This window comes from Bradyrhizobium sp. USDA 4516 (assembly GCF_054055915.1).
In genome coordinates, this window is sequence record NZ_JBSRXT010000001.1 from 632,456 (window position 1) to 645,352 (window position 12,897).

At 66.1% G+C, this 12,897-nt stretch carries 11 protein-coding genes; all 11 read right to left on the reverse strand.

Going from position 1 to position 12,897, the window contains the following annotated elements:
• Window positions 1–7: 7 nt before the first annotated feature.
• A complete protein-coding gene (locus tag ACVI1L_RS02930) occupies window positions 8–949 on the reverse strand; it encodes an HlyD family secretion protein (protein ID WP_456782250.1) in 942 nt (313 codons plus the stop codon).
• Window positions 949–1,191, reverse strand: a complete 243-nt coding sequence (locus ACVI1L_RS02935) for a DUF3302 domain-containing protein (protein WP_229190491.1) — start codon at window positions 1,189–1,191, stop codon at window positions 949–951. Before ACVI1L_RS02935 ends, ACVI1L_RS02930 begins: the two co-directional genes overlap by 1 nt.
• Window positions 1,188–2,240, reverse strand: coding sequence for an HAD family hydrolase (locus tag ACVI1L_RS02940; protein WP_456782251.1), 1,053 nt, complete (start codon window positions 2,238–2,240; stop codon window positions 1,188–1,190). The genes ACVI1L_RS02935 and ACVI1L_RS02940 overlap by 4 nt, the downstream gene beginning before the upstream one ends.
• Entirely contained in the window at window positions 2,237–3,631 is a 1,395-nt protein-coding gene (locus ACVI1L_RS02945; protein WP_456782252.1) for a BatD family protein, read from the reverse strand. The genes ACVI1L_RS02940 and ACVI1L_RS02945 overlap by 4 nt, the downstream gene beginning before the upstream one ends.
• Window positions 3,628–5,148 carry a VWA domain-containing protein gene (locus tag ACVI1L_RS02950; RefSeq protein ID WP_456782253.1) on the reverse strand — a complete coding sequence of 507 codons (1,521 nt, stop codon included), beginning with the start codon at window positions 5,146–5,148 and terminating at the stop codon, window positions 3,628–3,630. The genes ACVI1L_RS02945 and ACVI1L_RS02950 overlap by 4 nt, the downstream gene beginning before the upstream one ends.
• Entirely contained in the window at window positions 5,141–6,139 is a 999-nt protein-coding gene (locus ACVI1L_RS02955) for a vWA domain-containing protein (RefSeq protein ID WP_456782254.1), read from the reverse strand. Before ACVI1L_RS02955 ends, ACVI1L_RS02950 begins: the two co-directional genes overlap by 8 nt.
• Window positions 6,132–6,623 carry a DUF4381 domain-containing protein gene (locus ACVI1L_RS02960; RefSeq protein ID WP_456782255.1) on the reverse strand — a complete coding sequence of 164 codons (492 nt, stop codon included), beginning with the start codon at window positions 6,621–6,623 and terminating at the stop codon, window positions 6,132–6,134. The genes ACVI1L_RS02955 and ACVI1L_RS02960 overlap by 8 nt, the downstream gene beginning before the upstream one ends.
• Window positions 6,616–7,602 (reverse strand): DUF58 domain-containing protein, encoded by a 987-nt coding sequence (locus ACVI1L_RS02965; protein WP_310881887.1) that lies wholly within the window; start codon window positions 7,600–7,602, stop codon window positions 6,616–6,618. The genes ACVI1L_RS02960 and ACVI1L_RS02965 overlap by 8 nt, the downstream gene beginning before the upstream one ends.
• A gap of 8 nt (window positions 7,603–7,610) precedes the next feature.
• Window positions 7,611–8,645 carry an AAA family ATPase gene (locus tag ACVI1L_RS02970; protein WP_456782256.1) on the reverse strand — a complete coding sequence of 345 codons (1,035 nt, stop codon included), beginning with the start codon at window positions 8,643–8,645 and terminating at the stop codon, window positions 7,611–7,613.
• Window positions 8,646–8,649: 4 nt separating this feature from the next.
• Entirely contained in the window at window positions 8,650–11,184 is a 2,535-nt protein-coding gene (locus tag ACVI1L_RS02975; protein WP_456782257.1) for a fused MFS/spermidine synthase, read from the reverse strand.
• Window positions 11,185–11,252: 68 nt separating this feature from the next.
• Window positions 11,253–12,896 (reverse strand): arylsulfatase, encoded by a 1,644-nt coding sequence (locus tag ACVI1L_RS02980; protein ID WP_141339640.1) that lies wholly within the window; start codon window positions 12,894–12,896, stop codon window positions 11,253–11,255.
• Window position 12,897: the final 1 nt, after the last annotated feature.

The window sequence follows — 12,897 nt, forward strand, 5'->3', positions numbered from 1 at the left end:
CCATCACTCAAAACGGATTCACATAATTGACGATCGCGAGCTGCCGCAGGATCACGCGGCGCACGACGTGGGTCGGCTTCAGATGGTCGGTGTAGATCGCCGCCGTTCCGGTCGAGCCGGCCGGCAGACGGTTGGCGAACGCGGCATCATCGAGCTTGACGCGCACGACGAACGGCACCGCCTCGATCGCCTTCGGGAGGACGGCGGTGCCCGAGGTCGTGGCCTGACCGGTCGCGATCGCCTGCAGCACGCTTTCGACCTTGCCCGTGTAGATCTGCCCGGGCGCAAACTTGAAGGTGACCTCGACCTCCTGCCCGGGCGCAACGTAGCGCGCATCGATCTGATTGATCTCGACGCCGATGATGGTGTTCGAGGTGTCGATGAACGCCATCACCGGCGACAGCGGCAGGTTCGCGACCCGAGCGCCCTTGCGCAGCGCGAGGTTGGTGACGTAGCCGTCGGCCGGCGCGCGGACCACCGTCTTGTCGCTGTTCCACTGCGCGGCCTCGAGCTGGCCACTGAGCTGATCGACCTCGGACTGCCGCTGCTCGACGTCGAAGCCGCGCCCGGCGTCGCGTTCGTAAAGCGTCGTCATCTGCGCAAGCCGCGTCTTCGACAGTTTCAGCTGCGCCGTGATCGCCTTGACCTGCGCGTCATAGGGCGTCGGGTCGATCTTGAAGAGGACGTCGCCGGCCTTCAGCGGCACGTTGGCGACGACGGGCACCTCGGTCACCTCGCCCGCGACGTCAGGCACGATCGACACTGCGTTGCGCACGACCAGCGCCGAGCCCTGCGGCGCGCCCCAGCCCATCGGCACCAGCAGGCCGAACAGCAGCAGCACCAGCACGATGAAGGGAGACGCCTTCCAGAACAGGTTGAAGCGCACGATCTTGAAATGCACCAAGAAGAACAGCAGCACCAGATAGACGTTGAAGATCGCGACGCCCATCACGCATCTCCCGCCCGGCGGGGCGCCGGCACATCGACATAGGCCCAGATGAACGCGAGCGGCCACAGCGCAAAGCCGCAGATCAAGGTGATCCAGCCGGCGACCATCACCGCTTGCGCATAGGGGTGGTTGCGGGACTTGGCGATATGCCCGGGCAGCCAGCCGGCGATGCAGAACACGCCGATCGCGCTCGCGACCAGGATGACGAGCACGATCCAGGCGAAGATGTCGTAGCCGCTCATGGCTTCGCCTCCGTCGCGGCGCCGGTTAGAGGCGGAAAGATCTCCTTCCAGTCCTGCTTCATGTCCACCACGGTCCAGCCGCCCGCGCTGGCGGCATCCAGCGCCTTGTCGAGCTTGCCGATCTTCGACTGCCGGTCGTAGGCATATTCACGAACCGCATCCGTATGATGCACGATACCGGCGAAGCGCGCGCCCGATCCCGCCACGGTCCATTGCAGCATCTGCAGATCGCCATCGGAGTTGCCGAACGCGAAGATCGGACGGCGGCCGATGAACCGGTTGATGCCGACCGGCTTGCCCGGGCCGTCATCGATGAACTCGACCTTGGCTTCTTTCATCAGCACCGGCTTACCGTCGGCGCCGATCTGGAATTTCACCACGCCGGACGAGCCGACCACCTGCTCCGGCGGGATGCCGTAGACCCGCTCCATCCACGGCCGCATGAATTCGACCCCGCCGCCGGAGACGACAAAGGTCTTGAAGCCGTTGGCCCTGAGATAGGCCAGTAGCTCCAGCATCGGCTGGTAGACCAGGCTGTCATACGGCCGGTTGAAGCGCGGATGCCTGGCGGTCGCGAGCCAGTCGCGCACCAGATTTGCGAACGCATCGGTGGTCATGCCGGCATGCGTCGCCATCACGATCTGCAAGAGGCCCTTCTCGCCGCTCGCGGCCAGCGCCTTGGTGTCCTTCTCGATAAGCGCCTTGAAGGGTTGCCGCGTCTTCCAGTCCGGATGCTCCGGCGCCATCGCCTTGACGCGGTCGAACGCGAAGGCGAGCTGGAAGTAGAACGGCTGCTCGGTCCACAGCGTGCCGTCATTGTCGAACGTCGCGATCCGCTCGGCCGGCGGCACGAAGTCTCGCCCGCCCTGTGTCGTGACGCGCGCGACGAAATCGACGATCGCCGATTTCGCCGCGCCGTCTTTCCAGGACGGTAAGGGATCGACCTGGCTCAGCGCGCACGCCGGCGCCAGCGCGCTGAGCGGCAGGGCGATCAACGCAATCAGCAGCAATCTCTTCGAGACGGCAAAGGCACCAACATCGCGGCTCATCTCGCAGGCCTCCTCTGCCGGTTGAGCGACAGCACACGATCGTCAACCGGATTGAGTTGTCCCGGCGCCCTGTGCCTTGCGGCGCGCGCCGTCTCGTGTCGTATGCTGCGCCGGGCACCGCCGATGTGGCGCAGCAGCCGGTGCGGTGACCAGCGCGCCGCGCCGGCAGACGGCGCGAACAGCTCGCGCTCGACCGCGCCGATCTCGTCATCGAGCGCGGCATCATGGGCGACGGCCTTGAACGCCTCGACCGTATGCTGCGGCGCGACCGGCTCGAACCGCTGCAGCCAGTCGAGCAGCGCGAAGTAGACCGCCTTGGCATCGCCACGGCGCGCGGCGCGCCGCAGCTCGCTGAAGGCGAACGCTTCCGAGCGGAGATAGGCCTCGCGACGCCGGCGAAGACGCGCCGCGATCGCCCGCACCATCCGCGGCATCAGCCAGCCGAGCCCGGCAAGCGCCAGGAGCACGAGCGCGATCGACAGCCAGTGGTCGGCGACGACATCGCGCAGCGCGCCCCATGACCGGCGCGGGCCGGAGGTGCCGACGGAGGACGCAGCGCCGGCTGCGGGGTTCGCCTCCACGTGCAGCGTCACCGGGTCGAGATGCGCCACATCGATGCTTTGCGCGCCGGTGTTCCACCAGCGCAGGTCGATCGGCGGCAGCACATAGTCGCCGGCCTTCTCGGGCATGTAGACGCCGCTGTCGGTGCGCGCCGAGGACAGCACATCGGTGCGCCCGTCGGTCTTGTCCTGGAGCGACGGCTGCGCAGGATAGAGCTTGAGTCCGTCGAACGCGGTGAACTTCACCGGCGGCAGCAGCATCGCGGGAATGCCTTCGGCCTTGACAGTGACGGTCCGCGTCACGGCGTCCCCGGTCTTGAGCTGATCCGACGAACGGTTGACGGTCTGCTCGATCGACAGATTGCGCGCGGCCAGGAACGGCTGCAGGGCGGAGGCCGCGTCCGGGATGAAGGCCTCAAATGCGATCGGCGGCAGCGCGAGCGTGGCCTCGCGCGTCGCCGGCGGCTCGGCGGCGTATTTGATGGTGATCGCCTGGCCGGCGATCGCGTAGCTGCCCGGCTCCTGCGGATGGATGGCGAATTCGAACCGGACGCCGGCATAGGTGAGGTCGTCCCGCTGCTCGTTTTCATTGATGCTCCGCAACTGACGGGTCACGGCATTGCGGACCTGGAAGTCGGGCAGCTCGGGTGGCGCCGTCATGTAGTTCGGCGCCAGCACGTCGATCCGCAGCGTGGCCGCCTGCCCCACCACGACGCGCGGCGGATCGATCGTCACCCGCAGGATCGGCTCCGGCGCGGTTTGCTGGGCGAGCGCCGCGCAGGGCATCAGCAGTCCGATCATCAGGGCTACGGCGGCGAGCGGGTGCCTCATGGCTTCGTCCCCGCCGGCCGCGTCGCGTCCTGGATCGCAAATTTCAGCTTGAGGAAGTCAGCCGGCGTGGTCTGGACCTGACGCATCCAGGCTTCGGCGGCGCCGGCCGTGGTGAGATCCGTCGGCTTCACCTCGATCCGCTTGCCGCCCTTCTGGGTCGGGTCGACCCGCATCTCGTCGGCCTTCTCGTCCGGCGGCGCGCTGTCGTCCTGCTCCTGCTTCTTCCGCTTCTCTTCTTTCGCCTTCAGCGCCGCCACCACGATGGCACGGTTGGTCTTCGCGGCGACATGGCCGGGCGCGACCTTCAGAACCTCGTCATAGGCGGCGATCGCCTTCTCATAGGCGTGGTTCTGCGCCTGGGCGTTAGCCAGCGCAAAGCGTCCCTCGAGCGTCTCGACATGCGCGAATTCCTGCGCAGCCGTCAGAAAGTCGAACGCACGATAGGCGGCGATGCCGCGCCACATCGGATCGGAGAAGCGCTTGGCCGCGGTCGCATAGTCACCGCGATCGAACGCGATGCGTCCTTGCTGATCCGGCGTCAGCCACAGATCGGCAAAACGGCGCGGCTCCTCCGCCCTCGCGGATGACACGTGCGACAGACAGACGAAGGCGACAACCCAGGCCACCGTGGTGCCGCGCCGGAACCAGAGCAGGCTGAGCAGTGCAATCGGCAGCAGCAGCCAAAAGCCCTCATCGCGCCATTGCGTACCGAACGCGTCACCCTGCGCGGCCTGATAGCGGGTTTCGATCCGGCGCTCGAGCGCCGCGATGTCGGCGTCGTCGATGCTGACCTGGACGACGTCCGAACCGAGCCCGAACCTTTCGCCCTTGTTCGGCGTGACGCTCAGCTTGACCAGGCCGTTCCGTCCGGCGGCCTGGCGAACCGCTCCCTCCTCGTCGCCACCGTCGTCGGCGACAAGCAGGATCGTGCCGGGAACGGTTTCGGTCGCGAGCGCTTCTGCGGCGAGCGCCACCGCCGCGACGGCGTTCTTCCCGGGCGACGGCATCAGGCCCGGGGCAAGCGCGGCGAGAAAGGGTTCGATGACGGCGCGATCGTCGGTCAGCGGCATCACCAGATGCGCGGTGCCCGCATAGGCGATCAGCCCCGTGCGCGCGCCGGCGCGCGCCGCAAGCAGATCCCTGATCTTCTGCTTGGCGCGTTCGAGCCGCGTCGGCGCGACGTCGCTCTGCCCCATCGTTGCGTCGAGCGACAGCGCGATCATCAGCGGCGCCTTGTCCTCGACGAAGGGCGGCAGCTCGCGCCGCCAGGTCGGGCCCGACAACGCGACGATGCCAAGCGACAGCGCGGCGGCGACCAGATAAAGCGGGCTGACGCCACGCCCCGTCCCCGGCTGCACGATGAGATGGTTGAGCAGATGCGGCGCGATCACCCCGCCCCATTGCGCCTGCGGGCTCTGCCGCCACCGCACCCATGCGAAGACGGCAGCGACGGGAATCAGCGCGAGCAGCCACAGCGGCCGCAGCAGATGGAAGGGAATCGCGGCCGCGTCATGCATGGCCGATCGCTCCCCTTCGTCCCAGCCCGCTTTCCAGCGACAGGCCGAGCCACAGCAGCAGCGACAGCACCACGGCGGCGCCGAGCGGCCACTGGAACAGCGGCTGCTTCGGCCGCCATGACAGCGTATCGAGCTTGGCCGGCGCGAGACGGTCGATGTCCGCGTAGATCGCCTGCAACTGCGCACCGTCCTCGGCACGGTAGAAATGGCCGCCGGTCGTGGCGGCGACCGACCGCAGGACGCCGAGATCGACGCGGTTCTCGCCGGTCGCGGCCGGATCGCCGACGCCGATCGTGTCGATCACGACGCCGTTCTGGTGCGCGATGTCGGCGGCATGCTCCGGAGGGACGCGGCTCGCCGTGTCGTTGCCATCCGTGAGCAGGACGAGAAGCTTCTCGCGCGCCTTGCTGGCCTCGAAGGTCTTGATCGCAAGCCCGATGGTGTCGCCGATCGCAGTCTGCTGTCCGGCCATGCCGACCTCGGTCTGCGCCAACAGCGCGGTCGCGGTCTGCAGATCCTGCGTGAACGGTACTTGCACATAGGGCCTGGTGCCGAACAGCACCAGCGCGACGCGGTCGCCGTGCCGATGCGCGATGAAATCCGCGACCACGCGCTTGACGCCGTCGAGCCGCGTCAACGTCGCGCCATCGCTGCCGCGGAAGTCGCGCTGGTCCATCGAGCCGGAGATATCGATCGCGAGCATCAGATCGCGCGCCGAAACCTCGCGCGTGACGGGATCACCGACCCATTGCGGCCGCGCCAGCGCCGCGACGACGAGCGCCCAGATCAATACGGCCGTCACCATCTGGATGCGCCGCCGTTGCAGCACGACGGCGCCGCGCTGCGGGGTCTGTCCGGTTGCCGCCGCAAGGCGGTCGAAGAACGGCACCATCACGGACGCCTGCCGCGCGCGATACGGCGGCAACAGCCACCACACGAGGATCGGCAGCGGCAGGAGCGCGAGCATCCAGGGCCATGCGAACTCAAACATGGTGCCCCCTGATCCAGCGCCGCACCAGATCCTGCAGCGCCGTCAGATCGCCGGCATCCGCCGTCGTCCGCCCGTACGGCGCGGTCGCGACCAGCCGTCCGGCGCCTTGCGAGAATTCGTCCCCGCCATAGCTGCGGTCGAGGAACGCAAGCCAGCCCGCGCCGGCAAGTGGCGCGATGGTTTCGCGCGGAAAGGCATCGAGCGCGGTCTGCCGCACCAGCAGCGCGAGGCTCGCGGCCATTCCCTCCGGGACGCCGCCTTGTGTCTGCAGCAGCCGGTCAAGCTCCGCGAGCGCCGCGCGCCGATAGCGGTTGGCGCGGAAACGCCGCAGCAGGCGCCACGCCGCGACGGCGACCCCTGCGGCAAACAGCACGATCACGATCCGCGACGCCCATGTCGCCGGAAGCAGGCTCACCGACGGTGGCAGCGGGATATCGATCAGGCCCGCGACGGGATCCACAATGACGGGTTGGGGATCAGCCAAGAGCCGCCTCCGCTCGGGCGTGACCGCCACCGCGTCCGTGCCGGGCCGGCAGCCCGCCCAGGAGACGCCGGATTTGCGGCGCCGTTTCCTCGGCTGTGCTCAGCGGCAGCACCGGAATGCCAAGCTCGCGCGTCCACGCGAATACGCCGCGCAGCCGCTCCTGCGACGCCTGCGCGATACTTTTGCGGACGCTCTCGCGGCCGACTTCGAGCTGAATCTGCAGCTCGCCATCGGTGACGGTCATCCGGCTCGAGGCCGGCAAATCGCTTTGCAAGGGATCGTGGACCAGCACCGCGACCACGTTGTTATGCCGGGCGATCGCCCCGATCATCCGGCGCGTCGCGGAATCGGCGCCATCGAAATCGCTGATCAGGATCACCGTGGCGTCGTGCATCGTCCGCCGCTCGGCATGCTCGAGCGCCCGGTTGAGCATACCTGACGCCGGGACGATGCCGCGGCCGACGCCGAGCGCCTGATTCTGCGCGACGATGGTGGACAATATCTGCAACACCGTCGCCCGACTGCGCCGCGCCGCCAGTTCGACGACATCGCTGTCATTGAACACGATCGCGCCGATCCGGTCGCCGACGCCGAGCACACGCCAGGCGCCGATCGCGGCGGTCTCGGCCGCGGTGACCGACTTCATGGCGCGCCGGCTGCCGAAGAACATCGACAGCCGCTGATCGACCACGAGCAGGGCCTGACGGTCGCGCTCCTCGTTGAAGACGCGCACATGCGGCTTCTGCAGCCGCGCCGTGACCTTCCAGTCGATCTCGCGGACATCGTCACCCGGGCGATAGTCCCTGATCTCCTCGAAGTTCAGCCCGCGGCCGCGCATGCGCGAGGCGAACCGGCCCGACAGCAGACTATGCACCGGCTGGCGCGGCAGGAACGAAACCCTGCGATCCCTGAATTCGAGCGCGATCAGGTCGTCGAGACTGACGTAGACACCGGGCGTTCTGGCTGATGTCTCCGTCATCATGGCCCTCACGCTGCAGCGACAAGCTCGGTGATCTTGTCGATCACCTGGTCGGGGCTGATGCCCTGCGATACGGCCTCGTAGCTCAGGATCAGCCGGTGCCGCAGGCAGTCGTGGATGACGGCGCGGATGTGGTCGGGCGTGACGAAATCCTGCCCGTCGAGCCATGCGCGCGCCCGCGCGCAGCGGTCGATGGCAAGGCTGCCGCGCGGGCTGGCGCCGATCTGGATCCATTTACTCAGGGGTTCGCCGTAGCGGCCGGGAAACCGCGTCGCATAGATCAGGTCGACGATATATTTCTGTGCGAGGTCGGAGACGAAAATGCCGTCGAGCTCGCCGCGCGCATCGAGGATCGCCTGCTGCGGCACCGGCGGCGGCTCGGCAGCTCCGGCTTCCGGTTTCCGCGCATTCTCGGCGCGATTGAGCTTGATGATCTCGCCTTCGGTCGCCTCGTCGGGATAGGTGATCACGACATGCATCAGGAAGCGGTCGAGCTGCGCCTCGGGAAGCGGATAGGTGCCCTCCTGCTCGATCGGATTCTCGGTGGCGAGCACCATGAACAGGTCTGGCATCTTGTAGGTCTTGCCGGCAACGGTGACCTGACGTTCTTCCATCGCTTCCAGCAGCGCCGACTGCACCTTGGCCGGCGCGCGGTTGATCTCGTCCGCCAGCACGAGGTTGGCGAAGATCGGCCCCTTCTGGAACTGGAACTGGCCGCCCTTCTCGGTCTGCAGGTACATTTCGGCGCCGGTCACGTCCGACGGCAGCAGGTCCGGCGTGAACTGCACGCGCGACAGATCCGCGGCAAGATTCTTCGCCAGCGTCTTCACCGCCCGCGTCTTGGCAAGACCCGGCAGGCTTTCGATCAGGAGGTTGCCGTTGGCCAGCAACCCGATCAGCATGCTCTCGACCAGATGATCCTGCCCAAGCACCGATCTGCCGATGCGCGTCTTGAGATCGAGCACGGCGTCGCGGGCCGCGGAGTCCTTGGCGGTTCGCCGCGCCGGGGCGGCCGCTAACTGTGTTGCGGCATGGTCTGACATTGCACTACGGCTCCTTGGACCCCGTAAACCACCGGTAATAGGGGTTTCGCCTCGCCGCTTGGCTCAGGCTCGCCATCTCGCGCGCGTAAGCCTGCCTGTTGCCCGCATAGGCGCTGAGGCCGGCACGATAGAACGCATCAAGATCTCGCCTTTCGCTCAGCAGCGAGGCGGTGAATTGCTCGTCCGCTCCCTTGAGCGGCGGTTCGCTACGGTACTGCCAGATGTGCGAAATCGTCCGGCTGAACTCGTCCGGACGAACCCATGTCGCGTATTCGATCCGCGGCCTGTCGTCCGTCACCGCCGGCGCGTCCGCCGCGTAGCGCACGAGCCCGTCGCGGTCGGTGATCCAGGTTGCGATCAGCGCCGCGACCGAGTTGACGCCGACCGCGGAAAGCGCCGCAGACGTCTCGGGCTGATTGAATCTCGCGCTGATGCGCTCCGCATCCAACTGAATCGGACGACGCGACCCGACAAGCAACATTTCATGCAGCTCCGATGTCCACAGAGACGCGTACGGAAACACATCGATGAAGCTGCGAACCAGTGCGCGCGTGTCCTCGTCGTTCTGCGTTGGCAGCGGCAACCACTGCGCGACAATCCCGTCGTCGTTCAGTCGCGACGAAGCCAGACGATAAAAATCGCGAGAATAGAGATTGACGACGCCCACCGCCGATGGCGGCGGTGGCTCCAGCGTGATCAGGTCGTAGGTCTGGCTCTCGCGCTGCAGGAGGCGACGGCCGTCGCCCAAGCGCTTCTCCAATCCCGGGTCGGACGCGGCGTTGAAGGTGCCGTCGAATATCGGAGCCGCACGAAGGACCGCCGGGAGCAGCTCACCCACCACCCTCCTGTCGAGAGCAGGGAATTGCGAGAGAGCGCCGGCCGTGATGCCCGTACCGTAGCCGATCACCAGGGCTGATTTCGGCTCGCCATTGTGAATGATGAGAGGCAGGAGCGCTTGCAGCCGCATGTAGCGCAGCGACGGCATCGCGTCGCCGGAATTGGATACGCCCTGGATATAGAGCCGGCGGAAGCGGCCGGTGTTGACCACCGCAACGGTCCCACCCGGGCTCTCTTCATAGAACATGATTTTTCCCGACCGCGCTGCCGGCAGCAATTGGGCAAATCGGTCGGACGGCGTGGCGACCGCAGCGACGATGCAGGCTGCGCCGACCGCGAATGCCAGTCCAACACCGGTGCGGCTCGAGCGACCGCCCCAGCAGGCCAAGACACCCAGCAGGCCGGCACCGATTGCGAGCAATGCAAGTGTGTGGACAAGCCCGAGCCAGGGGAGAAGCACGAAGCCGGTGAGAAGCGCGCCGCCCACACCGCCCAGCGTATTGACCGCCACGACCGCGCCAACGTCCTGCCCGATATGCGCATCCCGCACCACCAGACGCAGCGCCACTGGAAAGGCCGCCCCGAGCAGCAAGGTCGGCACGAATACGATGCAGAACGCGGCCACCGCGAAGCGGGCGCACATGCCGGCGAACTGGCTTTCGGTAAGGCGGAGCACGAACGCCTCGGTCGCCGTCTGCGCGACCACGAGCCAATGGCCAAGTGCCGCGATCTCGATCAAGGCCAGCAAACCGGCAGCGGCGATCAGAAGGCCAAAGACACTCCAGGGATCGCGGATCCGGTCGATTGCCCGCGCAACGATCGCGGCGCCCGCCGCAAGTCCCGCGAGGTACGTGGCAAGCACCACGGAAAACGCGAAACTGCGCGTACTCATGAACTGAACGATGGACTGGGACCAGACAACCTCATAGCCGAGGGCAATTGCGCCGGCGGCAGCATAGAGGGCAACGGCCAAGCCGACCCGGCGCGGTTGATGCGCCGCCGCGCCTCTGGCGGACCTGATCCTCGCCGGAACTAGGCGAATCCGGCCGAGCACCGTTGCCCCCGCCGCCGCGAGGACATTGAGGGTCGCCGCCGCGATCGAGGTCCCTTGCACCCCGAACAGCGGAATGAGGACAAACATCGGCAGCAGAGCGCCAAGAATCGCGCCGGCGGTGTTGGCGGCGTATAGCCGGCCACCGACGCGGCCGGCATCGCCGGAATTCTGCAGCACCGCGCGCACAAGGACCGGCAGCGTTCCACCCATCAGAAGCGGGGCGATGCCGACCAGAACGAACACCATGGCCCATGCGAGCAGGCCGCTCGCGCTCTCGATCGCCACGAAGACCGGCGCGATATTCGCCAGGATCAAGGTGGTGGCGACGCCGGTTATGCCGATGCCGATCTCGATCGCGATGTAGAGTTTCGCCGGCTGGCTGGCGCGGTCGGCCCTTCCACCAAAGATCAGGCCGCCCAACGCCAGGCCGGTAAAGAAGGCGCTCACGGCGGTCGTGATGGCGTAGACATCAGCGCCGACCACGAGCGAGAGCTGCTTGATCCAGATCACCTGGTAGATCAGGCCGGCGGCACCCGAGACGAACGCCAGCGCCGCTGCGACAAGCCTCCGGCTCGCGCCGGCGTCCAGATTCTTTCGGTGTGCTCGGGTCGCGGTCGATGCAGACCCTATGCTCGATCGAGCATCCATCCGCTAGTCCCCTTGGATACAGTGCGAGACAGGCCGATACCACTGGCCTGTCTCGCAGGGCCTCGCGACTATTCGAGACCACGCTTCTTGAACGATTCATCGACCTTCTTGTCGACCGCACGACGAATCTGGTCGATGCTGAAGCTCGCAATCCGCTGGCTTGGCGGATATTCAACAAGGGTCTGCAGGAACGCTGCCGCCTTGATTTGTGCCTGAGCGATCATGTACGCGTTCTCTACCCGCCATTGATCGTACATGCTGCCCGATATCTCCGCGTGTTCGTACGGATCCATGCGCAGATTGAATATCTTTGGCACGCGCAAAGGCGTGAACGGGTGGGCCCAGACGTCGAACTGGCCGGGCTGATCCTGCCGTTCAAAGGTATGTTTCCAATCGCCGTTTCGCATCGCAACGAGATCACCGTCGTCGTTGAAGTAGTAGAACTCGTTGCGTGCGCTCTTGTCGGCCTTGCCCGTGATGTAGTCGAGCTGGTTGAACCCGTCGAGGTGATTGCGGAAGGTGGTCGAGCCGCCTTGCGGCTGCCAGCCGGTGAGCAGGCGATCCTTCACCCCGGGATCGCCGGCGGCGGCAAGGAGCGTCGGGAACCAGTCGAGACCTGACACGATTCCGTTGGCAACCTCGCCTGCCTTGACGTGGCCGGGCCAACGGATCATCGCCGGCACACGGAACGCGCCTTCCCAATTGGTGTCCTTCTCCGACCGGAAGGGCGTCGTCGCTGCATCCGGCCAGGTGAACGCGTTCGGGCCGTTGTCCGTGCTGAAGACGACGATCGTGTTGTCTGCGATCTTCAGGTCATCGAGCGTCTTGAGCAGCTTTCCGACGTTCATGTCCATCTCGACCATGCCGTCAGCGTATTCATTGCCCGGCATGCCGCTTTGCCCGCGCATCGAGGCACGAACGTGGGTAAAGATGTGCATGCGAGTGAAGTTCATCCAGGTAAAGAACGGCCTGTTGGCCTTTGCCTGTCGCGTGACGAAATCGATCGCAGCACCTGTAGTCTCGTCATCGACTGTCTCCATCCGCTTCCTGGTAAGCGGGCCGGTATCCTCGATCTTGCCGTCGGCGGAAGCTTTGAGGACGCCACGCGGCGAATAGGCTTTGACGAAAGCTGCGTCGTCCTTCGGCCAGTATGGCCGCTCGGGCTCTTCTTCGGCGTTAAGATGATAAAGATTGCCGAAAAACTCATCGAAGCCGTGATTGGTCGGCAGGTATTCATCACGATCGCCGAGATGGTTCTTGCCGAACTGACCTGTGGCGTAGCCGAGAGGCTTCAGGGCCTGCGCGATAGTTATGTCGCCCTTCTGCAAGCCGACCGGTGCTCCCGGAATACCGACTTTGCAGAGGCCGGTCCGCAGGCAGACCTGTCCGGTGATGAAGGTGGAGCGGCCGGCGGTGCAGCTATTCTCGGCATAATAGTCGGTGAAGATCATGCCTTCATTGGCAATGCGGTCAATGTTCGGTGTTTTGTAACCGACCAGCCCGCGGGTATAGGCGCTGATGTTGGACTGGCCGACATCGTCGCCGAAGATCACGAGAATATTCGGCTTGGCCGCGTTCGGCTGCTGCGCTGACGCGGGAGACCCGGCAAATGGCGCCAAGCTTGTCGCGACCAACGCCGCCGCGAACAAGCCACGAAGCAGCCCTCCGCGACTACCGGACTGCCTGGCAACGATATTGCTCTCATCGCTCATT